The organism is Cellulomonas taurus (assembly GCF_012931845.1).
Classification (GTDB): Bacteria; Actinomycetota; Actinomycetes; order Actinomycetales; family Cellulomonadaceae; genus Cellulomonas; species Cellulomonas taurus.
This window is the reverse complement of the sequence record NZ_CP051884.1, coordinates 1,257,816-1,278,055: the sequence shown is the minus strand read 5'-3', so window position 1 is coordinate 1,278,055 and position 20,240 is coordinate 1,257,816. Positions and strand designations below refer to the sequence as shown.

Here is a 20,240-nt window from a genome sequence, read left to right as displayed (position 1 = left end):
CCGGGAGGTGTGATGGCTGACCTGGACGCACGGGTCACGATCGCCCGGCTGGGTGGCTCCGCGCTGGTGATCGAGGACGCCCCGTTCGAGCTGATCGCTGTCGGCACGGGTGCGCGCACATGGCGGCGCACGACGGTCGAGGGCAAGTACCAGCACGGGCGCGCGCTCGTGGGCGCGGTCCTCGACACCCAGCAGTTGACGGTGCAGGTCCGGTGCCGCGGGGCGAGCTGGATCGCGGCGCAGAACCGGGTGAACGAGTTGATCGCCGCGGTCTCCGCGTTCTCCTACGGGGTGACCGTCGAGATCGAGGGCCACCGCCAGACGTTCGTGTGCGAGCCCGCCGACGTCACCCCGATGTCGGGGGACGTGATCGACAAGCACCGCGCGATGCGGTCCATGCAGGAGTACACCCTCACGATCCCGGTGGTGATGTGATGATCGGCCCGTCCTGGCGTTCTCGTGCTGTGCAGGCGCTGCTCGGCCCGAACCGCTCCCCTCTGGTACCGGCTCAACTGTGGACCGGGTGGTTGGACGCCTCGGGGCAGTTGATCGCGATGAGCGGACTGCCCGTGTCACACGAGGCGTTTGGTCCGGTCTCGGACGGTGTCGCGAACACCACCCCGCTCGACTGTGGTGTGGCGGGCGAGGGATGGGCGATCGCTGGTGTGGGGCTGTTCGACGCCGCCGACGGCGCTCTGCTCGTGGCAGCGACCCTGTCATCCGTGGTCACCCCGGACGAGGGCGATCCCCTGACATTCGACCCTGGGGCCCTGACTTTCCGGGTGTCCGCGTGAACATCTTCGACCTCGACCCCGCGGGGCTCCCCACGGGGCCTTGGTCAGGCGACGACACCTGGTCCGTGGCGACATGGGGCGGCACTGTCGACGTCGTCGCCGAGAGCGGCCACATCGTCTTGCGGCTGGCGTCCAGTTCCGAGGGCGCGTCGGCTGCCCTCACCGCCAGCGGCGGACCGATGACCGAGTGGACGCTGCACCTCGTCGCCTCGCTCACCGGCGCGCCCTCCGGCACCGCTCCGGGCATCTACTCGACCTCCGGGCTGATGTGCACACCCGAAGGTGGGTGGCTCATCGGCTCCGCGGACACCGGGCCGCTCGCCGGGCGGCACCTGATCACCGCGACCTCCGACGGCGCTGTCTACATCGACGGCACGCAGATCTCCACCGCCGGCATCACCGCCCTGGGCACGAACTGGGAGGTGGCGACCTACGGCGGGCCCACACACCACTGGACGATCGCCCGACTCATCGTGCAGGACGAGATCCCCTCGACCCTGATCTCGGACATGTCCGACCTGGTCACCGAGTACCTTGCAGGCGGGCTCAGCGGGGCCGGGGACTGGGCGGTCGCCGGCGCCGGAGCGCTCACCGTCGGGGACGCCCCGATCCCGGACCCGCCCGCCGCGACACCGGGTGGTGCGGTCACTCCCCCGCCGATCCCCGAGCCTCAGGACCCGCCCGCGGGGGCACCCGACGTGATGATCCGTCGACGCTCCGAGGTCATGCCCACCCCAGCCCTGATGGCGAACGGCTGGCCGGTGGACTGGGCACCGACCGAGATCATCGCCCACGACTACGCCCGGTACCAGATCGTGGTCGAGGGCGTCGACGTTACCTACTACCTGGGTGCCCCGGCCGGGTTCCCGTCGTGGTCACGCACGGAGCCGTTCGGGTCATCAGAAGCCACCTTGACGTTCCCTCAGATCACCGCGTTCCACCAGCTGCCCGCCTGGTGCGTCGCGGGAGCGTCCGTCGACATCCTCATGGTCCGCGTCGCCGAGTCTGGTGGCGGGATCCGGTCCCGGTTCGCGGGGGTTCTGGTGTCGTTCGGGCACTCCGAGGACGACGGGGTCTTCAACGTCACCGCCACCGGTGCCGTGATGTCAGATGACCTGCAGCTGCGCCAGCCGTCGTTCCTGACCGCGCCCCGGGACATCGGGGAGGTCATCGCGGAGACCTTGAACGCGACGGTCTCTCGCCGGCACCAGGAACTCGCACCGGTCATCACCGGGTGCATGACGTCGGTGTCTGGGGGGTGGGAGCCGAAGGTCACCGGGTACGTCCAGCAGCTCCTCGCGACCGCCCTCACCGACGGGCGGCAGTGGACGGTGCACTGCGACGAGCGGGCACCGATCCTCGCATTGAAGGACACGACCACGGTGCAGTGGACGGTCCACAACGGGCAGCGCGGCGTGCAGATCGACCTGTCGCAGGACTGGACGCAGGCACCGAACGTCCTGTTCGGGGAGGGCATCGCGATCGACGGCGGCCGGTGGCGCAACGCCCGGTACCCGAACTGGCGGCCCGACAACACGCCCCCGTACCCGAACACGAACCCGTCGAAGACGATCCGGGTAGGCACGAGCGACGCGATGACCGACACCCGCACGGGCGTGTCGGACTGGCAGCGCAAGGTCGGGATGCCGATCACCGGGCGGTTCACCCAGGCCGACCGGCGCCGAGCGATCGCGGTGCAGACCGATGCAGGGATCCAGCGGGACGGGATCGTCGGCCCGCAGACGTGGGCGGCGAGCTTCGGGACCGGATCGAACACCGGCACTCTCGAGTGCTTCTACATGCCGATCGCCTACGCCCCGGCCGTGATGCCCCGCCTCTACGGCCCGGACGGGGACGACCTCGGCCCGAACCCGGAGTACAACCCGAACATCCTGCGTGTGGAGGAGAAGATCGACTTCGGGCAGAACGTCGCGAAGAACGAGGGCCTGCAGGCCGGTGCGCAGATGCTCGCCCGCGACATCCACCCAGGGTGGACCGGCACCGTGACCTTCGCGGACATCGACCCGCAGGAGCTGTCCCGGTACGAGATCCAGGAGGGGCTCAACGGGCGCATCCGAGGGTTCCGAGGGCAGGACCTGATCGTGCACGCCGCAGCGGTGGACTACTCCGAGGACTCGGTGACGGTCACGGTCGACACGAACGCCCGCGACTACCCGACCCTCGACGCCATCCGGGACCGTGAGCGCAACGCGACCGACCCGGCGAAGGCCGCAGTCAAGCGCCTCTCGAAGGGCTCCGTGACCGAGGCGCGGGCGACGTTCGACGCTGAGTCGCCGGCCGGGTACGTGCCCCGGCATGCCCTGTTCTCGAACCTATGGACCGTGATCCGAGTGCCGTTCGGGTCCTACGGGTCGATCGTCCGCACGGAGCTGACCACGTCCGGGGCCGCGCGCCCATTCTCGGTGGCGGTATTCAGCCGGCCGATCACCGCAGCCCGGCTCCTGAGCCTGATCGGGAACCCCCTGACCGCGGAGACCAACCCGTGGTCGGAGTACGCCGACGAGCTCGACGAGGCAGGGCTGATCATGTCGTGGGGGTGGGCGAACCAGCCCGCCGGGTACTACCCGCAGGAGTACGCGAACCCCGACGAAGACGAGGACGCGGCCCCCGTGACCGGGCGGATGCTGGACGACGCGTCCTGGGAGTACGGGACCGAGCAGCCCCCATGGTTGTGGGTCGCCGAGATCGCGTCCGGTTCCTGCTACATCGAAGGCCGGTTCTGGCCGGGCGCCGACTGATGGGGACCTCGGACTGGATCCAGCCGCCTGACGAGATCCGTACCCGTCAGCTCGGGCCGGTCGCTCAGGCGATCATGGTCGCCTCGAACGTCGGCCAGCACGAGACTCCGCCGCCGTGGTGGGTGTGGCCGGTACCCGCTCCGCCGGTGGAACCTGGTGCGTGGACGGTGCTGTACGGGCTCGCGGAATCGGGCATCGGGTACACCAGTGAGGGCACGACCGATCGTCCCGAGTGGACCGCCCGGCAGGCGTGGGGCTTGTACGCGTGGGACACGCGGGACCGGGATCTGACTCCGGTCGATCCGCTGGTGCCCGACGGTGCCCGCGTGGAGTGGGAGACGGACCAGGGCACGTGGGCGGACGACGTCGTGAACGTCGTGGTCGACGGGGCGACAGTGGCCGGCACGCCAGCGACGGACGTGCGAGCAGCGGTGCCGCCCTCGACGTGGGCCCCGGTATGGCCGAGCCTCGACGAGATCCCGCTCAGCGACTGGATCACCCCCGCTGACCTGAACGAGTGGCCGTCCGACACCGGCACCAGACCCGAGCGCCCCGGACCTGAGCCTGGCCCCGGTGTCGTGCTGAGCGTCCCGTACACCGGTGACCCCCGGGTCGTGGTTTCCACCCGGGCGATGTGGGAGCACCCGCCCCTGCCGTTGCTGGGAACGAACGAGAGCGTGCGGGTGCGCGAGGCGACCGCCTCGTTCACGTACACCCCACCCCGCTACCGGATTGTCACCGTGAACGGGGCCTGGCGGCTCCGGCAGCGCCAGACCCTCACCGGTACCGACTCCTGGCCGCTGCGCCAACGACAGAACGGCGGCCACACCGGGTCCTGGTCACTGCGCCAGCGACAGCGGGGTGTGTGACACCCCCACCCTGACGCTGGGCTCGTCTACCAGGAGGAGCCCATGGCTACCATCGCCAGCCCGAACAAGTACGCGGGTCGCGCATCCGCAGTCGAGGTCATCGTCATCCACACCATGGAGGCGGCCGAGACGTCGCGAACGGCGGAGAACATCGCCGCGTACTTCGCAAAGGCCTCCACTCGCGCGTCTGCCCACATCTGCGCGGACGACGACTCCCTGGTGCGCTGCGTCGCCGACGAGGACACCGCATGGGCGGCACCCGGCGCGAACGCGAACGGTCTTCAGATCGAACTCGCTGGGTACGCGCGACAGACAGCAGCCGAGTGGAGTGACGAGTTCTCCACGGCCATGCTGGAACTCACGGCCCAGCAGTGCGCTGAGTGGGTCCGCAAGTACGGGATCCCGGTCAAGCACCTGTCCGTCGCGGAACTCAAGGCCGGGCACAGGGGCTTCGTGGCACACGACGACGTGTCGAAGGCTTTCAAGCGGTCGACGCACTGGGACCCGGGCCCGAACTTCCCCTGGACGTCGTTCCTCGCCAGGGTGTCAGCACTGGCGGGCGCCACGGCCCAGGCCACCAACCCGATCCCCGCGCCGGTGCCCACCGCGACCATCCGGCAGGGGTCGCGCGGCACGCTGGTCACGCGCGTGCAGACGTTCCTCGGGGTGAGCGCTGACGGCGTCTTCGGCCCCGCGACTCATGCCGCTGTTGTGACGTACCAACGTGCGCTCGGGTTCACCGGTGACGGGATCGTCGGCCCGGTGACGTGGGAGGCGATCAACGCGGGACGCCACGCGACAGCTGGCCCGAGCCCCCGCAGCGCCAGCGTCACCCGCGCGACCCAGGCCGCGGTCCGGGCAGATCAGGACGGATACTGGGGTGACGACACCGACTGGCGGGTGAACATCGTGCGCGCGGCGATCAACGGGCAGCGCGACGCCACAGCCCAGCAGGTCATCGGCACCACTCCTGACGGCGTCTGGGGACCGAAGTCTGTCGCCGCGCTCACTGCCACCATCGCCGCACTGCAGAAGGCGTGGGGCACCGACTCGGACGGTGTCTGGGGCCCGAAGACCGAGGCCGCGTACGCGACCGCCCGCGCGAACAACTACAAGACCTGGTGACCCGGTGCGCACCTTCCTCGCAGTCACCGCCGCGGTCGCGTTCGGTGTCGCCGGCGCCGCCGGGGTCATCTACCTGGTGATGTACGCCCTGATGATCCCGCTGCGGGTCCTCGCGACGATCGTGGAGGCGATGTGAGCCTGCTCCCGTCCCCGCCGCCGATTGGCGAACGCATGACACCCCGGGCGCGGGTGTACATGGCGATCTGCGCGGCCCGGCACGGGCTCCTCGGGCTTGCGTGCCTGGTCCGGCCGCAGGACTTCACGTCGGGTTCGTTCTCCGGCGTGAGGAACTTCCTGCACTGGGCGATCCCGGGTGACCCGATGCTCAGGATCTGGGGCGTGGCATTCGGCGTCGTCGCGGCTCTCGCGGTGGCCGCGGTCCTCACCGGACGCCCGGAGGTCGCACGCAACGGCCTGCTGGGGTCGGTGATCGTGTCGTTCTGCTGGGTCGGGGGGTTCATCGCGTCGATCTGGACCGGGCAGTCTGCGGGCTGGTCCGGGGTCATCGTGTGGGCCGCGATCACGTTGAAGGACCTCACGATGCTGCAGGACCCGCTCCGCAATCCGTTCGAGCCGCTGATCCGCAAGGAGGAGCGTTCCGGGTCCACCAGGGGGTAACGGCTGTGATCGACCCGACGACCATCATCGTCGCCGTCCTGGGGCTGATCGGCACCGTGCTCGGCATGGTCTACAAGCGCCGCGGCGAAGCCCGCCAGGAGGACTCTCAGGCAGCCGCGAACCGGCTCACCGCACGCGACAACGAGTTCGACCGGCTCGAAGCACTCAACACCCGACTCGAAGCAGAGAACTCGCGCCTGTCCGTCGCGGTCGACCGCTCGGAGGCCGCCCGGCGCGCCGACCAGGAGCGGTGCTCAACCTCGCAGGCGGGGCTCATCACCACGGTCACGACCCTGACCGGGGTCGTGCGAGACGAAGTCGCCAAGGAGATGGCACGGATCGCCGTCGAACGGGCCAAGCGCCACGAAACAACCGACCACTGACCGGAGGTTCCACCATGTCCCGACTGTTCCGCCGGGCGGCGCTGACCGTCGCCCTGTTCCTCACCGTGCTGCTGCTGCCCGTGCTCCCGGCGACCGCGGCCGAGCCGGGCGCCGAGGTGGCGGCGTTCACCCTCGACCCGGCCGCCGTCGTGCAGTTCCTGATCGCCGTGGTCCTGCCGGTCCTCGTGGGCCTGGTCACGACCCGGGTCGTGTCCGGGTCATCCAAGGCGTGGCTGCTGGCCGCGCTGACCTTGGTCACGTCGCTGCTCGTGGAGCTGGCACGCGCGATCGATCAGGGCAGCGTGTTCGACCTCGGGGTCGCGCTGATGACGGCGCTGCCGGCGTTCGTGGTGTCGGTCGCCACCCACTACGGGCTGTGGAAGCCCACGGGTGTCAGCGCCGCCGTCCAGGCTGTCGGCGCGAAGCACCGGGCGAACTGATGCACGCGTGCTCGTCGTGCGGGCGCGAGTGGCCGTCCCGGCTGGCCGCGGCCGAATGCTGCGACCCTGCGTGGGAGACAGATCAGCAGGCAGCCTGAGCGCCCAAACGACCGTGCGCCGCTCTCTCCCGGGAGGGAGGAGCACGGTCTTCGTGCCCGCGCGGCACGGCCCACGATCCCGCGGTGACCACCCTGCACGCGTCAATCTCGCTCAAGCCGCCGAACCACGACGCGACCGGGCACGACCCGCATACCCGGGAGCTCACCGAGTCGGGCGACACCTACGAAGAAGCGATGGCCGCAGTTCGGGTGCAGTGCCTGACGGCTACGACCTCAACTGGGTGCGCCGCACGGCTTGACCCCTTGAGTCTGCTCGTGATCGAAGGAGTTGGTGCGGTACTGTCCGGGCAGCCTGCCGCCCTGGCGGGCATCACTAGCAGGGGTGACAGGGTGAAAGGCAGCGTCATCGCGCAACGACTTGCGCGTGTCGAGCAGCATGTGACGGAGCTGCGCATCGTGATGGTATGCGTGACAGTCATCGCTGGCGTGGCTCAGGTGGTGGCTAGGGCGTACCCAGGATCGGAGAAGGATCCGTCGCCCTGGCCAACCATTGCCCTCTGGACTGCTCTCCTCCTGGTCGCCGGCACGGCGGTCGAGTCGATCTGGGGACTTGCCCGCATCAAGACGCGGCGTCGGCGAGAGAAGAAGGAGCTTGAGCTCCACAAGACCCTGGTCAGCGTGCTCGTCGAGGTCGCGAAGTTGACCAAGGTCGACGTCGACGTCGCGGGCGCCAACGTCTGGAGCATCTACACCCCCCGAGGCGGCGAAGCCCCGTGCCTCTTTCGTGAGGCTCACGAACGACTCAGTTCGCACCCTCAGATGAGCGACCGTGCCTGGACTAAAGGCAAGGGTCTGATCGGCCGATGTTGGGAGAAGGGCGAGGCACGCTTCCAGGACTGGGGCGAGCTGCAGCGCAAGCATGAGAACAAGTCGGAGATGAACGAGGCCGCCTGGCGTCAGGTGCCCGACCGCGATCGGTGGGGCTTCGAGCGAGACGAGTACCTCGACCTGATCCGGAAGTACCAGCAGATTATCGCCGTGCCGATCACCGATTCACAGGGAAAGATGATTGGATGCTTGTCAGTCGACATCCCGGCAGACCGGCCAGCACCGGACTCCCGGTGCCTGGACTCTCGGGAGGTCAGACTCGTCCTGGCGACGGCGGCCGAAGGGCTGCGGAGCCTTATCCCAAGTTCTACGGTGTGAGTGTCCGCGGAAGGGGGAGATGAGCATGGCAACGAGCGAAGAGCGCGCGATCGCAGCTGCTCGCGACTACATCGCCAAGCACAAGAGCATGCATCCGAGCATCGAGGTGCTCAGATCACTCGAGGAACAAGAGCGTCGGCTCGAAGAGCGACAGCGAGTCCTCGACGAAGCTGACGGCCGCCACTCGATGCTGGCAGGCAGGTAGCTCCTGTAGTGCACGAACGCCCTTCCCGGTCTTCGGGTAGGGCGTTCGTCGTTGCTGGGCAGCTTTCACCGTGTCACACCCGGCGCCCACACTCGCCCGGTGATCGACCCCCCGGCTGGATCCGGACCCCGAGCGGATTCGTCCGCATACCTCCGCCGACTTGCCCGGCGTGCGGCTGGGGCTGGCCGGCGCTCGGGAAGTACCGCGCGCGTGAAGGGTCGATGTTCTGCGGGTGTACGCCCGGCCACTCCCACACTGCGTGGACGTGCTCGTGCGGCGCGATCGTCGCCGTCGGGTGCACGGACGTCTCGCAGTGGGGGCGCGCAACGACGCCGGCGGGGCTGCCGGACGATCTGCGCTGGTCGTGCTGACGCGTTCTGGTCAGGGCGCGCGCGACGGCGAGCCGGCGTACGGTCGAAGAGCTAGGGCGTGTCTCCTAAACCCGTGACCACGTGATGCAGGCGGCCATGACGACTGCGGCGCGGTAGGTGATGGCGAGCTTGTCGTAGCGGGTGGCTAGAGCACGCCACCAGCAAAGCCTCCCCCACACGCGAGCGATCGTCGGGAGGCCGTGGCCCTAGGCGTCCGCCGAGCCTTCCCGATAGATCTTCGCCTTCTTGATCCGACCGGCCGCCAGGTCGAACACGGCGATCAGGGACGCACGCTTGGTCACATCGTCGTGGGTCCACGTCTCGGTCATCTCAACAGCGACTGCCTCCCCATCGGCGATTGTCCTGACCAAGCTCAGACGCGGCCTGATCGAGCGCATCGCCCCCTCGAAGAACGAGCGAAGCTCACCAGCAGGCACCGCGTAGTCCCCGGTGACCCAGATGGCGTCGGGTGCGAAGTCAGCCAGAAGACCGTCCGCGTCTCCCGCGTTGAAGGAGTCGAGGTGTCGCTGAACGAGATCGCGCGTGGTGTCCACACCGCCACTATGGCGGACGACCACGGTCGGGCGTGGCCGAAAAGCTGGGGTCTCGGACGACGCAGCCTCGATGGTGCCTGCGACTGAAGCGGACGGCGACGTCGGCGAGCTCGCGAGCGACCGCGCTGCGCTTGTGTTGGTGAGGTGTCCACGAGGCGACGATCCCGCCGGGCGATGCTGCACAGCGGGTCTCCGAGACCTTGGTGGTGAAGTGCCTCACGGTAGACCGATAGCTGTGCGCCAGCGAACCGACCGTCTTCGAAACACCCCCGCGCCGACCTATGCCCTTACCCCGGGGGACGGAAGCCCTGTCGTCATGCCAGCTCAGCCGAGTCGCCTCCGAATCTCGCGCCAGAGCAGTTCGTCGACGCCGCGCGCGGCGGGCTGGGTGAGGACGTAGATCAGATCGGCTCGCGCCGGCCACGCTGCTTGCCCCCACCAGGCGCGCCGTGCGGTCAGAAGGATCGAGAGCACGTCGGCCGGTAGACCGGCCGCCCGCGCGCGGTCCATCGCGGCCGCCGCTGCGGCGAGTTGCTCGGGCGTCCGGCGCGCGTACTCGGGCTGATCCATGGGGGCTCCCTGGGGGCTGCGCGTTCAGGCCGATTGGCGTAAGTGCTGGTCAACGCTGGTAAGGCGTGAGCCCCCAAAAGGCCCCCGAAGCGCCGATCACCGAGACATCCTCGCAGGTCAGAGGCCAAGAAAGGTGGATGAGCTGGCCGATACGCCGGGTTCTGTCCCCGCACCCGGTCTCCCGAGTGCGAGTGGCGGTCATCCATCTACGACGTACGTTGCCGCACGCCTCCAGCGACCTACCCGGGAGCTCGGGCGGGCAGCCCTCGAACGCTCCCTGTCTGGTCTTGCTCCGGGTGGGGTTTACCTAGCCGCACCGGTCACCCGGCACGCTGGTGGTCTCTTACACCACCGTTTCACCCTTACCGACCTCGGCCCGAGGGTCGTGGTCGGCGGTCTGTTCTCTGTGGCACTGTCCCGCGGGTCACCCCGGGTGGGCGTTACCCACCACCCTGCCCTAAGGAGCCCGGACGTTCCTCGGCGGATCCGAAGATCCGACGCGACCGCCTGGCCAGCTCATCCGCGATCAGGGTACCCGCCTTCACACCCTCGCGGCGCCGACTACGATCTTCCGGTGCTGATCCTGCTCCCGCCCTCCGAGGGCAAGACCGCCCCGACCGACGGCCCGGCGCTCGATCTCGCGGCACTGTCCTCCCCCGCGCTGACCGCGCGGCGCCGGCGCACCCTGTCGGCGCTGATCACGGCCAGCGGCCGGCGGAACGCGGTGGAGCTGCTGGGCGTGGGGGCGACGCTGGGCGAGGAGGTGGCCCGGAACACCCTGCTGCGCGAGGCTCCGACGGCGCAGGCGCGGCGGGTGTACACCGGGGTGCTGTACGCGGCGGCGGGGCTGGACACGATCGAGGATCCGGCCGTGCTGGATCAGGTGCGGACGGTGTCGGGGTTGTGGGGGCTGGTGTCGCCGACCGATCGGATTCCGGCGTACCGGCTGTCGATGGGGGTGGACCTGCCGGGGGTCGGCCCGTTGGCGGCGGCCTGGCGACCGGTGGTGGGCGCGGTGCTGGACGGGCGGGACGAGTTGGTCGTGGACTGTCGGTCGGCGGCGTACTTGGCGGCGTGGAAGCCGAAGAAGGACGTGCCGTGGGTGCAGGTGCGGGTACTGCGCGAGCTGGACGGCAAGCGGTCGGTGGTCTCGCACCACGCGAAGCACACCCGGGGTGTGCTGACCCGGCACCTGTTGACCCGTGCTGGTGCCGCCCCGACCGATCCGGAGTCGTTGGCGAAGGCGGCGTGGGAGCTGGTGGGCAGCGAGCTGATCGACGTGGAGCTGGACGCTCGCGGGCGCACGCTGTCCCTGGTGGTCTGAGCGCGCCGAGGGTCAGCCCTGACGCCAGCCCTCGCTGGGCACACCGACGACGGCGATCTCGTGCCGACGGTCGTGGAACAGCCGGATGATGCTGACCGAGGCGGGGGCGACCCGCAGCTGGCTCCACGACCCGGGCTGCGCGCCCATGGTCACGCCGAGCGCCGCCCGGATCGCGACCGCGTGCGAGACCACGACCACGGTGCGGTCGGTGCCGGCGTCGAGCAGTCCGTCCAGTGCGGCGCCGACCCGAACGCCGACATCGGCGATGGACTCGCCGTGCTCGGGTCGGATGTCGGCGCGGGTGTGCCACGGTTCGAGCTGACCGGGCCACCGCTCCTCGATCTGCTCGGCGGTCAGCCCCTGCCAGGCACCGAAGTCGGCTTCCTGGAACCCGGGGTCCACCCGGGGGTCGAGGCCGAGCTTGGCGCCGATGATCCCAGCGGTCTCCTGGGTGCGGACCATCGGCGAGCAGATCAGCTCGGTCGGGAACGGGATGTCGCCCCACAGGTCGTGACCCACCCGGCAGACCAGCCCGGCGGCGTCGGCCGCCTGCGCCCGGCCGCGCTCGGTGAGCGAGGGACCCGGCTCCGAGGAACCGGAGTACCCGCGGGAGACGGTCATGGAGGTCTCGCCGTGCCGGACCAGCACCACGGTGGTGGGCTGCGCGTCGTCCCAACGCGGGGCGGCGCCCGAGGGGCGTCCGGGGCGGGCCATCAGAACGCGTCCTCGCCGCGCACCAGGATCCGGCCGGACTCCTCGCAGTAGACCAGCTGGTCCTCGGGCGTGGCCTTGATCGCGTTCAGCTCGATCGGCGGCACCATCATCCCGGAGCCCTCCGAGCGGCCGTGCCGCAGCGAGGCGACCGCGAAGCCACCGAGCTTGCCGCGCAGCCGCTCGTAGATCGCGACCAGGTTCTCCGGCAGCGGCTCGACGGTGCGGGCGCGCTCGGCAGCGACCTGGTCGGCCTCGGCGTCGATGGTGGCCCAGGCGGCGTCCCGGGTGGCCTGGACCTCGGCGCGCTGGTTGAACAGGGCGGCGTGCGCGCTGGTCAGCTCGTTCAGGGCCGACTCGTGCGACTCCAGCCGCTCCATCACCTCCAGCTCGACCTCCTCCAGGTCGCCCTGGCGCCGAGCGAGCGACTCGATCTCGCTCTGCAGCGCCTGCAGGTCCTTCGCGGAGCCGGTGCCGGAGGCGAGCCGCTGCTCGTTGCGGGCCGCCCGGTCGCGGACCTGCTGCACGTCGGCCTCGGCCTTGGCCAGCTCCCGGCGCAGGTCACCGACCGCCGTGCGCGAGGTGGCGATCGCGGCGTCCAGGTCCTCGATCTGCGCGTCCAGCTCGGCGATCCTGGCGAGCTCGGGCAGCGAGTTCCGGCGGTGGCGCAGCTGGTCGAGCTTGGTGTCCAGCGCCTGCACGTCGAGCAGTCGTCGCTGGTCGGCCGGGGTGGCAGTCGTCACGGGGTGGGTCCTTCCGAAGGGCTGGGCACGCGGCCGGTCCAGGGATCGGTGCGGCGGGTGCTGACGCGGGTCTCCACGGTAGTCCCGTGGGCTGCGAGGTCGTCGACGAGGGCGCGGGCGGCACCGGGCAGCCAGGGCCACTCGGAGGCGAAGTGTGCGGTGTCGATCAGGTACGGGGCGCCGCCCTCGAACTCGGCGCGTTCACGGAGTTCGGAGGCGGGGTGGTGGCGCAGGTCGCTGGTGACGTAGGCGTCGGCGCCGCTGGCCCGCACCTGGTCGAAGAGCGAGTCTCCGGAACCACCCAGCACGGCCACGGTGCGGACGGTGGCGTCGTCGGGTCCGGCGTAGCGGATGCCCTGCGCGGTGGCGGGGAGCACGGCGGCGACCCGTTCGGCGAGCGCCCGCAGGGTCAGTGGCGGGTCGAGTTCGCCGACCCGGCCGATCCCGGTCGGGCCGTCCCAGGTCGCCAGCTCCAGCACGTCGAAGGCCGGCTCCTCGTAGGGGTGCGCCGCCCGCATCGCGGCGATCACCTGACCGCGCAGTCGACGGGGCGCAACCATCTCCACCCGGGCCTCGACCACCTGGGCCGCCTCCCCCGCCCGGCCGACGGTCGGATGGGCGGCGTCGGAGGGCGTGAAGGTGCCCTCCCCGGTGGTGGTCCAGGCGCAGCGGCTGTACTCCCCCAGTGCTCCGGCCCCCGCGGCCGCCAGCGCGTCCACCAGCGCGTCCACCAGCGCGGCGGTCCGCTCCACCGGCACGAAGACCACGTGCTTGTCCAACGACTCCGCAGCCTGGGGCACCAGCGGCCGGGTGTCCACCAGTCCGAGCAGCGTCGCCAACTGGTCGGCGACCCCACCGGTCGCCGCGTCCGCATTCGTGTGCGCGGTGTACAGCGCACAGTCGCCGCGGATCAGCCGGTGCAGCAGGGCGCCCTTGAACTCGGTGGCCGCGACGGAGTGCACCCCGCGCAGCAGCAGCGGGTGGTGGGTGACGATCAGGTCGGCGCCCCAGTCGAGCGCCTCGTCCACGACGGTGGCGACCGGGTCGACGGCGAACAGCACCTTGCGCACCGGGTGGTCGGGGTCCCCGGCCACCAGACCGACCCGGTCCCACGACTCGGCGGTGCGCGGCGGGTAACGGCGGTCGAGCAGTCGGACGACCTCGGCCAGGGTGACACTCATGGCGGCGAATCTACCGGTCAGGGCCGCAGCATGGCCTTGATCGCCCGGCGCTCGTCCATCGCGGCGTAGCCCTCGGCGACCTGGTCGAGCGGCAGCACCAGGTCGAACACCCGGCCCGGGTCGATGGCGCCGGACCACACGTCGTCGGCCAGCTCCTCGATGTACGCCCGCACCGGGGCCACCCCGCCGACGATCCCGATGTTCGACCGGAACAGCGTGCCCAGCGGCAGTTCCCCGCCGCCGGTCGGCAGGCCGACCACCCCGATCCGGCCGCCGGGCCGCACGGTGGCGACCGCCTGGGCCACCGACTCCTTGGTGCCGACGCACTCCAGCACCGCGTCCGGGCCGACACCGCCCAGCAGGTCACGCACCGCGGCGGCACCCTCGTCACCCCGCTCGGCGACGATGTCGGTCGCGCCGAACTCGGTGGCCAGGGCCTGCCGGTCGGCGTGCCGCGACATCGCGATCACCCGCTCGGCACCCAGACGACGGGCGGCGATCACCGCGCACAACCCGACGGCGCCGTCACCGACCACCGCCACCGTCGACCCGGCGCGCACCCCGGCGGTGAAGGCGGCGTGGTGTCCGGTACCCATCACGTCGCTCAGCGTCAGCACCGACCCGAGCAGGTCCTCGGACGGCGCCTCCGGCATCGCCACCAGCGTCCCGTCGGCCAGCGGCACCCGGACGTACTCGCCCTGCCCGGCGTCGGTGGCCAGCCCCTCGGCGTCCGTGCCACCCCACCCCGACGACTTCTCGCAGGAGGTGTGCACCCCGTTGCGGCAGTGGGCGCAGGTGTTGTCCGAGACCATGAACGGCGCGACCACGAACTGGCCGACCCGGATGTCCCGGACCGCGGCGCCGACCTCCTCGACCACGCCGACGAACTCGTGCCCGATCCGGCGCGGCTGCGGCGTCGGGCTCACGCCCCGGTAGCCCCACAGGTCCGAGCCGCAGACACAGGCGGCGACCACCCGGACCACCGAGTCGGTCGGGCTCAGGATCGTGGCGTCGGGCACCTCGTCCAGGCGGATGTCGTGGGGGCCGTAGAGCAGGGTCGCGCGCATCCGCCCACCCTACGACCGCGCCGCACGCGCCACCCCCGGCCGCGTCCACCCGCTGCCCGCCGCCCGCGGGCCGCGCCGACCCGAACCCGGCAGTGCCCCCGGACCCGCATCCACCGCGCCCCCGAGGTCGGCAGTTCGCACCGCAACTCGCGCGGACCGTGCCCGAGGTCGGCAGTTCGCACCCGAAGTCGGCAGTTCGCCGTGCCCGAAGTGGCCGGTTCTGCCGACCTCGGCGGCGGCGGGGCGGGCGTGGCCGGGCGGGCGAGCGGCGGCGGGGCGGGCGTGGCCGGGCGGGCGAGCGGCGGCGGGGCGGGCGTGGCCGGGCGGGCGAGCGGCGGCGGGGCGGGCGTGGCCGGGCGGGCGAGCGGCGGTGGGCGAGCGGCGGTGGGCGAGCGAGCGCTGGCGGCCGAGCGTTGGGTGGCGCGAGGGCGGGGGTGGCCCGAGCACTGGGTGGCGCGAACCCCAAACGGACAAAGCGCCAAACTCGTCCGAGTCGCCGCACAATGGCGCTATGTGTGGCCGCTATGCGCAGACCCGCGCCGACGATGCGCTGGAGCGCGACCTCCTGGTGGACCGGATCCTGGGTGAGCCGCGCGCCCCGTCGTGGAACGTCGCGCCGACCCAGGACGTCCCGGTGGTGCTGGAACGCCGCGAGGACGACGGGGTCGAACGCCAGCTCCGCACCGCCCGCTGGGGACTGGTGCCGTCGTGGGCGAAGGACACCTCGATCGGCGCCCGGATGATCAACGCCCGGTCGGAGACGGTGTTGGAGAAGCCGTCCTTCCGCAAGGCGGCCGCCGCTCGTCGCGCGCTGGTGCCGATGGACGGCTACTACGAGTGGCAGCAGCACGAGCACGGGCCGAAGACGCCGTTCTTCCTGCACGCGGATGCGCCGTTGGCCGCGGCGGGGCTGTACGAGCTGTGGCGGGACCGCAGCAAGTCCGACGACGATCCGACCCGGTGGCTGTGGTCGGTCACGATCATCACCCGACCGGCCACCGACGCCCTGGGCCACATCCACGACCGGTGCCCGGTGCTGCTGCCCGCCGACCGCTGGGACGACTGGCTCAGCCCGGCGATCACCGCCCCGGACGAGGTCGGCGCGTTGATCGCGCACGTCCCGGAGCCGCACCTGGTGCCCCGCCAGGTCGGGCGCGCGGTGGGCAATGTGGCGAACGACGGCCCGGGTCTGGTGGCACCGGTCGAGCAGCCCTGACCCACGGGTCAGCGGGTGCGGTGGGGCAGGTCCGGTCCGGTGGGCCAGGTTCGGTCAGTGGGTCAGGCCGGTCGGTGGGGCAGGTCCGGTCGGTGGATCAGGCGCGGTCGGCGCTCACCGGGACTCGATCACCGACCACCCGTCGTCGGTGACCCGCAGCGCCTGGTCGTCGGCCAGCGGGAGCAGCCGGTGCGAGGCGCCGTACTCGGACACGGTGCGGGCGATCAGCTCGGGCGGGTACGGCGGCAGCTTGCCGTCGGCGTGCGGCAGCACCACGTCCGGGATCAGCGCGAGGCCGGTGAGGTCGGTCAGCCCGGGCGCCTCGGTGCGGTCGTCCATCAGCGACGCGGCCTCGACGCTGGGTCCGGCCACGATCGACCCCGCGCTCAGGCCGATGTACGGCAGTCCGGCGCGCACTCGGTCGGCGATCACCCGGTCCTGGCCGGTGCGACGCAGTGCGTCCAGCAGCACGAAGGTGTTGCCGCCCGCGACGTAGAGGACGTCGATCTCCGGCAGGCCCTCCGCCAGGTCGACGTCGACGACGGTGTGGCCGAGCGCGTCGATCCGGGCGCGTTCCTCCTGGGCCCACGGGGCGTCGCCCGCTGCGGCGCCGAGGTAGCCGATCCGGGCGCGTTCCGGCGCGGTCTCTGCCAGGAACGTGGGCACGGCACCGATGCCGAGGGACAGCAGGAGCAGGTTCATGCAGGTCAGCGTACGGATCGACACCGACACCGCATCCTCACGTTCTCATCCGTTCCGAATCGGCGAATCCCACGTAGGCTCGGGCGGTATCCGAACGACGAGCGCACCCGCTCAGCCGCGGCTGGGAAGCCGACCGACATCCTGTCGACCGACACCACCTGCGGAGCTCCATGACCACGGACACCCTGCCTCCCCGCCCGCGTCAGAACGCCGTCACCGGCACGTATCAGGACCTGTCGCGGCAGATCCGGGAGGCGGGCCTGCTGACCCGTACCCGCGGGTTCTACCTCGCGCTGGTCGCCGGACTCGGGGTGGCGGTGGCCGGGCTGGTCGCCGGGGCGGTGCTGCTCGGCGACTCCTGGTTCCAGCTGCTGATCGCTGGTGCGCTCGGGATCGTGCTGACCCAGGCGGCGTTCATCGCGCACGAGGCGTCGCACCGGCAGGTCTTCGACTCCGGTCCCGCCAACGACCGGCTGGGCCGGGTCCTGGCGAACGGTGTGGTCGGGATCAGCCACTCCTGGTGGATGACCAAGCACTCACGGCACCACGCGAACCCGAACCGCAAGGGCAAGGACCCGGACATCGCGCCGGACACCATCGTGTTCCTGCCCGAGGACGCCGCCGCGCAGCGGAACCGGTTCATGGCCGCGCTGAACCGGGTGCAGGGCTGGGCGTTCTTCCCGTTGCTCACCCTGGAGGGGCTGAACCTGCACGTCACCTCGATCCGGACGCTGTGGTCCGCCGAGCGGAGCCGGCAGCGCACCCTGGAGCTGGTGGTGCTCGCGGTCCGGCTCACGGTGTACCCGGCGCTGGTGTTCTGGCTGCTGCCGGTCGGGATGGCCTTCGCGTTCCTGGGGGTGCAGCTCGCGGTGTTCGGCGTCTACATGGGCGCGTCCTTCGCGCCGAACCACAAGGGGATGGCGATCATCCCGGAGGACAGCAAGCTCGACTTCCTGAGCAAGCAGGTGCTGACCTCGCGGAACATCTCCGGCGGTGGCTGGATGAGCACCCTGATGGGTGGCCTGAACTACCAGATCGAGCACCACCTGTTCCCGAACATGCCCCGCCCGCATCTGGGCCGCGCGCGCCGGATGGTGATCGAGCACTGCCGGCGGCATGGGGTGCCCTACACCGAGACCACGCTGCTGCGCTCGTACGCGATCGTCGTCCGGTACCTCAACGAGGTCGGGCTGTCCGCCCGCGACCCGTTCGACTGCCCGATGGTCCGCCGCTTCCGCCAGGTCTGACCAGCCGGCCGCCGGATCCGGACGACGAACCGGGCCCACCCCCAGCAGGGGATGGGCCCGGTTCGTGGTTCTTCAGCGACCGGCGGGGCGGTTGCGGCCGCGGCGCCGACGACGCCGACGGGCGGGTGACGGGGCGACGTGATCGCTGACCGGGTCCAGCGCGGCGGTGGCGACCGCCCAGGATCCGGTGGCGAGCACCGGGCGGGCGATCCGGTCCGTGACGTGGTGGCGACCGAGGTCGTCGGTGCTCAGCATGCCGGCGAACTCGCCGTCGAGGGTGGCGACCCAGAGGTCGTGATCGGCCTGACGCCACTGCACCCGGGACGGCGCGACGACAGGCAGGGACAGGGGCACAGCAAGGGACTGCAGGGAGATGATGATTCCTTCGGTCCGCGCCTTCGGCAGCAGACGGTGATGCAGGTCAGTGGCTCGCGATAGCGCGACGACCGGGCTGCGACGCCCGATGGCCACCGTGGCGGGGAGACGCCCCGCACGTACGAATGTTCGACCAGTCTACCTGATCAAACCGTTCGGGCACCTGATCAGGCACTGGATCACGCGATCTCCCCCACCGGCCAGCTCTGCGGCCCGGCCCCGGCGAAGTGGTCGGTGAGCGCCGCCATGAATCCCCGCCGCCGGGACCGACTGATCGCCAACCGGGAGCCGTCGGCGAGCAGGCAGTCGCCCTCCTGCACCCCGGTGACGTGCCGCAGGTTGACCACGTAGCAGTTGTTGCTGCGGTAGAACGCCCGTCCCGACAGGTCGTCCTCCAGTTGTTTGAGGGTGATGGGTGCCTGGTAGGCGCCGTCGGCGGTGTGCACCACGGTGTGTCGGCGTGCGCTCTCCGCGTAGACGATGTCGGCGGTCGGGATCCGGGCGATCCCGCCGCGGGTGGGCAGCACCAGGAAGTCGTCCACCGGGCGGCGGCGGACGGCGGCGACGCTGCGCATCAGCTGCTGGGAGAAGGCGAAGTACGGCACCGGCTTGACCAGGTAGCTGAGCGCTCCGACCTCGTAGCCACGGATCGCGTAGTGCCCGAGCGCGGTGACGAAGACGATCACCACATCGGAGTCGAGCTGGCGGATCTGCTGGGCGGCGGTGAACCCGTCCATCCCCGGCATGTCGACGTCCAGGAACAGGATGTCGACGTCGGAGCGGTACTGCTCGACCAGTTGCGCACCGTCCATCAGCACGTCGACCGCGAAGGTCTCCTGGCGCTCCGCCTGGTAGCGCCGGATGTGCCCGACGAGCTGCTGGGCGGCGACGGGGTCGTCGTCGACGATTCGGATCGTGATCACGGCATCTCCCGCGGTCCGGCCCCGGGTCGGTGGCCACGTCGTCGTGGTCCGGCACCCGCCCGTGGCGTGAATACATGGTCGACTCTGTGTTCGGTCCCGGTCAAGAGTCGTGTGCGACGATTCCGCACGTGACAGCGCGGAAAAGGGGGCCGTACGCCGGCACGCGCGAGCGGCGGACGGCGATCATGGCGGCCACCTTCGAGCTGGTCCGCGCGCAGGGTCATCGGTCGACCACCGCCGCCGCGGTCGCCGCCCGGGCCGGGGTGACCGAAGCCGCCGTGCTGTACCACTTCCCCAGCAAGGAACACCTGTACGTCGCGGTCTTCGAACACCTGCTGGCCGAGGCGATCGCCCCGCAGGAGCACGAGACGGTGGCCGAGTTGGAGGCGTTCCTGGTGCGGCTGGTCACCCGGGACATCGAGCACCCGCAGATCGCCCGGCTGTACCAGGTGCTGCTGGCCGAGTCCTCCGATCCGGACCATCCCGCGCACCAGGTGTTCCGGGCCCGCACCGACCGGGTGGTCGGTGCGGTGACCCGGGACTTCACCCGGTTCGCCGAGCGCGGTCAGGTGCGGTTGGTCGCCGACCCCGAACGCAGCGCCCGGATCATGGTCGGCGCCTGGGACGGTCTGCAGGCCCAGTGGTTCATCCGACCGGACTTCGACCTGGCGGCCGATGTGCTGGCCGCCTTCCGCGCGGTCGCGGTGCCGATCGTGCACTGACCCGCCCCTCGTCGGACGCATCGGATGGGATCCGTCCCGCCGGGCGGAGGTGGGCTCGCGTCGCCCGGCGGGACGG

24 protein-coding genes and 1 other RNA gene are annotated in these 20,240 nt (G+C 71.0%); 15 read left to right on the top strand and 10 right to left on the bottom strand.

The window, feature by feature from the left end:
• Positions 1-12: 12 nt before the first annotated feature.
• The 11 genes from HGK68_RS05755 (at position 13) to HGK68_RS05710 (ending at position 8,458) form a co-directional block, all read left to right on the top strand.
• Complete coding sequence (locus HGK68_RS05755) at positions 13-435, top strand: hypothetical protein (RefSeq protein WP_169165092.1); 423 nt, start codon at positions 13-15, stop codon at positions 433-435.
• On the top strand, positions 435-794 hold the full coding sequence (locus HGK68_RS05750) for a hypothetical protein (RefSeq protein ID WP_169165091.1): 360 nt from the start codon (positions 435-437) through the stop codon (positions 792-794). Before HGK68_RS05755 ends, HGK68_RS05750 begins: the two co-directional genes overlap by 1 nt.
• A 65-nt stretch (positions 795-859) precedes the next feature.
• Positions 860-3,553 carry a peptidoglycan-binding domain-containing protein gene (locus HGK68_RS05745; protein ID WP_169165090.1) on the top strand — a complete coding sequence of 898 codons (2,694 nt, stop codon included), beginning with the start codon at positions 860-862 and terminating at the stop codon, positions 3,551-3,553.
• Positions 3,553-4,422: a hypothetical protein gene (locus HGK68_RS05740; RefSeq protein WP_169165089.1), complete on the top strand. Its 870-nt coding sequence runs from the start codon at positions 3,553-3,555 to the stop codon at positions 4,420-4,422. Before HGK68_RS05745 ends, HGK68_RS05740 begins: the two co-directional genes overlap by 1 nt.
• 42 nt (positions 4,423-4,464) lie before the next feature.
• Positions 4,465-5,547 carry a peptidoglycan recognition protein family protein gene (locus HGK68_RS15930; protein WP_206155809.1) on the top strand — a complete coding sequence of 361 codons (1,083 nt, stop codon included), beginning with the start codon at positions 4,465-4,467 and terminating at the stop codon, positions 5,545-5,547.
• A gap of 4 nt (positions 5,548-5,551) precedes the next feature.
• Positions 5,552-5,683 carry a hypothetical protein gene (locus HGK68_RS16240; protein ID WP_281358424.1) on the top strand — a complete coding sequence of 44 codons (132 nt, stop codon included), beginning with the start codon at positions 5,552-5,554 and terminating at the stop codon, positions 5,681-5,683.
• Complete coding sequence (locus tag HGK68_RS05730) at positions 5,680-6,165, top strand: hypothetical protein (protein ID WP_169165088.1); 486 nt, start codon at positions 5,680-5,682, stop codon at positions 6,163-6,165. Before HGK68_RS16240 ends, HGK68_RS05730 begins: the two co-directional genes overlap by 4 nt.
• A 5-nt stretch (positions 6,166-6,170) precedes the next feature.
• The gene (locus HGK68_RS05725; RefSeq protein ID WP_169165087.1) at positions 6,171-6,548 is read left to right on the top strand and encodes a hypothetical protein; all 378 of its coding nucleotides are present in this window, start codon (positions 6,171-6,173) and stop codon (positions 6,546-6,548) included.
• A gap of 14 nt (positions 6,549-6,562) precedes the next feature.
• Complete coding sequence (locus tag HGK68_RS05720) at positions 6,563-6,988, top strand: hypothetical protein (RefSeq protein ID WP_246260625.1); 426 nt, start codon at positions 6,563-6,565, stop codon at positions 6,986-6,988.
• A 182-nt stretch (positions 6,989-7,170) separates the two neighbouring features.
• Positions 7,171-8,253 carry a hypothetical protein gene (locus tag HGK68_RS05715; RefSeq protein WP_169165086.1) on the top strand — a complete coding sequence of 361 codons (1,083 nt, stop codon included), beginning with the start codon at positions 7,171-7,173 and terminating at the stop codon, positions 8,251-8,253.
• A 25-nt stretch (positions 8,254-8,278) separates the two neighbouring features.
• Complete coding sequence (locus tag HGK68_RS05710; protein ID WP_169165085.1) at positions 8,279-8,458, top strand: hypothetical protein; 180 nt, start codon at positions 8,279-8,281, stop codon at positions 8,456-8,458.
• Between the two features lie 577 nt (positions 8,459-9,035).
• Here the strand turns inward: HGK68_RS05710 and HGK68_RS05700 are convergent.
• From HGK68_RS05700 to rnpB, 3 genes are all read right to left on the bottom strand, one after another.
• Complete coding sequence (locus HGK68_RS05700; RefSeq protein ID WP_169165084.1) at positions 9,036-9,383, bottom strand: nuclear transport factor 2 family protein; 348 nt, start codon at positions 9,381-9,383, stop codon at positions 9,036-9,038.
• Between the two features lie 324 nt (positions 9,384-9,707).
• Positions 9,708-9,953 (bottom strand): hypothetical protein, encoded by a 246-nt coding sequence (locus HGK68_RS05695; RefSeq protein ID WP_169165083.1) that lies wholly within the window; start codon positions 9,951-9,953, stop codon positions 9,708-9,710.
• Positions 9,954-10,087: 134 nt separating this feature from the next.
• Positions 10,088-10,472: RNase P RNA component class A (gene rnpB, locus HGK68_RS05690), an RNA gene on the bottom strand.
• A 55-nt stretch (positions 10,473-10,527) separates the two neighbouring features.
• On the opposite strand from rnpB, the gene HGK68_RS05685 reads away from it, so the two are divergent.
• Positions 10,528-11,277 carry a YaaA family protein gene (locus tag HGK68_RS05685; protein WP_169165082.1) on the top strand — a complete coding sequence of 250 codons (750 nt, stop codon included), beginning with the start codon at positions 10,528-10,530 and terminating at the stop codon, positions 11,275-11,277.
• A gap of 12 nt (positions 11,278-11,289) precedes the next feature.
• On the opposite strand, the gene HGK68_RS05680 is transcribed toward HGK68_RS05685, so the two are convergent.
• Genes HGK68_RS05680 through HGK68_RS05665 form a run of 4 tightly spaced genes read right to left on the bottom strand, consistent with a single transcriptional unit; the run spans position 11,290 to position 14,979 of the window.
• Entirely contained in the window at positions 11,290-11,991 is a 702-nt protein-coding gene (locus HGK68_RS05680) for a histidine phosphatase family protein (protein ID WP_169165081.1), read from the bottom strand.
• The gene (locus HGK68_RS05675; RefSeq protein WP_169165080.1) at positions 11,991-12,731 is read right to left on the bottom strand and encodes a zinc ribbon domain-containing protein; all 741 of its coding nucleotides are present in this window, start codon (positions 12,729-12,731) and stop codon (positions 11,991-11,993) included. The genes HGK68_RS05680 and HGK68_RS05675 overlap by 1 nt, the downstream gene beginning before the upstream one ends.
• Complete coding sequence (locus HGK68_RS05670) at positions 12,728-13,912, bottom strand: Nif3-like dinuclear metal center hexameric protein (protein WP_169165079.1); 1,185 nt, start codon at positions 13,910-13,912, stop codon at positions 12,728-12,730. The genes HGK68_RS05675 and HGK68_RS05670 overlap by 4 nt, the downstream gene beginning before the upstream one ends.
• Before the next feature lie 17 nt (positions 13,913-13,929).
• Positions 13,930-14,979 (bottom strand): zinc-dependent alcohol dehydrogenase family protein, encoded by a 1,050-nt coding sequence (locus HGK68_RS05665; RefSeq protein WP_169165078.1) that lies wholly within the window; start codon positions 14,977-14,979, stop codon positions 13,930-13,932.
• Positions 14,980-15,490: 511 nt separating this feature from the next.
• Between HGK68_RS05665 and HGK68_RS05660 the strand changes: the two genes are divergently transcribed.
• Entirely contained in the window at positions 15,491-16,195 is a 705-nt protein-coding gene (locus HGK68_RS05660; RefSeq protein ID WP_169165077.1) for an SOS response-associated peptidase, read from the top strand.
• 114 nt (positions 16,196-16,309) lie between these two features.
• Here HGK68_RS05660 and HGK68_RS05655 read toward each other — a convergent pair whose 3' ends face one another.
• On the bottom strand, positions 16,310-16,897 hold the full coding sequence (locus tag HGK68_RS05655) for a Type 1 glutamine amidotransferase-like domain-containing protein (protein WP_206155808.1): 588 nt from the start codon (positions 16,895-16,897) through the stop codon (positions 16,310-16,312).
• Positions 16,898-17,067: 170 nt separating this feature from the next.
• On the opposite strand from HGK68_RS05655, the gene HGK68_RS05650 reads away from it, so the two are divergent.
• Positions 17,068-18,144 carry a fatty acid desaturase family protein gene (locus HGK68_RS05650; RefSeq protein ID WP_169165076.1) on the top strand — a complete coding sequence of 359 codons (1,077 nt, stop codon included), beginning with the start codon at positions 17,068-17,070 and terminating at the stop codon, positions 18,142-18,144.
• 72 nt (positions 18,145-18,216) lie between these two features.
• Here the strand turns inward: HGK68_RS05650 and HGK68_RS05645 are convergent, their stop codons facing one another.
• Both HGK68_RS05645 and HGK68_RS05640 read right to left on the bottom strand, forming a co-directional pair.
• Positions 18,217-18,498, bottom strand: a complete 282-nt coding sequence (locus HGK68_RS05645) for a hypothetical protein (protein WP_169165075.1) — start codon at positions 18,496-18,498, stop codon at positions 18,217-18,219.
• 200 nt (positions 18,499-18,698) lie between these two features.
• On the bottom strand, positions 18,699-19,442 hold the full coding sequence (locus HGK68_RS05640; RefSeq protein WP_169165074.1) for a LytR/AlgR family response regulator transcription factor: 744 nt from the start codon (positions 19,440-19,442) through the stop codon (positions 18,699-18,701).
• A gap of 185 nt (positions 19,443-19,627) precedes the next feature.
• On the opposite strand from HGK68_RS05640, the gene HGK68_RS05635 reads away from it, so the two are divergent.
• The gene (locus tag HGK68_RS05635) at positions 19,628-20,164 is read left to right on the top strand and encodes a TetR/AcrR family transcriptional regulator (RefSeq protein WP_169165073.1); all 537 of its coding nucleotides are present in this window, start codon (positions 19,628-19,630) and stop codon (positions 20,162-20,164) included.
• The last annotated feature ends 76 nt before the right edge of the window (positions 20,165-20,240 follow it).

Coding starts and splice junctions, on each gene's coding strand:
- HGK68_RS05755 (WP_169165092.1), top strand. CDS start 13: ATGGCTGACCTGGACGCACGGGTCACGATCGCCCGGCTGGGTGGCTCC.
- HGK68_RS05750 (WP_169165091.1), top strand. CDS start 435: ATGATCGGCCCGTCCTGGCGTTCTCGTGCTGTGCAGGCGCTGCTCGGC.
- HGK68_RS05740 (WP_169165089.1), top strand. CDS start 3,553: ATGGGGACCTCGGACTGGATCCAGCCGCCTGACGAGATCCGTACCCGT.
- HGK68_RS15930 (WP_206155809.1), top strand. CDS start 4,465: ATGGCTACCATCGCCAGCCCGAACAAGTACGCGGGTCGCGCATCCGCA.
- HGK68_RS05720 (WP_246260625.1), top strand. CDS start 6,563: ATGTCCCGACTGTTCCGCCGGGCGGCGCTGACCGTCGCCCTGTTCCTC.
- HGK68_RS05710 (WP_169165085.1), top strand. CDS start 8,279: ATGGCAACGAGCGAAGAGCGCGCGATCGCAGCTGCTCGCGACTACATC.
- HGK68_RS05695 (WP_169165083.1), bottom strand. CDS start 9,953: ATGGATCAGCCCGAGTACGCGCGCCGGACGCCCGAGCAACTCGCCGCA.
- HGK68_RS05680 (WP_169165081.1), bottom strand. CDS start 11,991: ATGGCCCGCCCCGGACGCCCCTCGGGCGCCGCCCCGCGTTGGGACGAC.
- HGK68_RS05670 (WP_169165079.1), bottom strand. CDS start 13,912: ATGAGTGTCACCCTGGCCGAGGTCGTCCGACTGCTCGACCGCCGTTAC.
- HGK68_RS05665 (WP_169165078.1), bottom strand. CDS start 14,979: ATGCGCGCGACCCTGCTCTACGGCCCCCACGACATCCGCCTGGACGAG.
- HGK68_RS05660 (WP_169165077.1), top strand. CDS start 15,491: ATGTGTGGCCGCTATGCGCAGACCCGCGCCGACGATGCGCTGGAGCGC.
- HGK68_RS05655 (WP_206155808.1), bottom strand. CDS start 16,897: ATGAACCTGCTCCTGCTGTCCCTCGGCATCGGTGCCGTGCCCACGTTC.
- HGK68_RS05650 (WP_169165076.1), top strand. CDS start 17,068: ATGACCACGGACACCCTGCCTCCCCGCCCGCGTCAGAACGCCGTCACC.
- HGK68_RS05635 (WP_169165073.1), top strand. CDS start 19,628: ATGGCGGCCACCTTCGAGCTGGTCCGCGCGCAGGGTCATCGGTCGACC.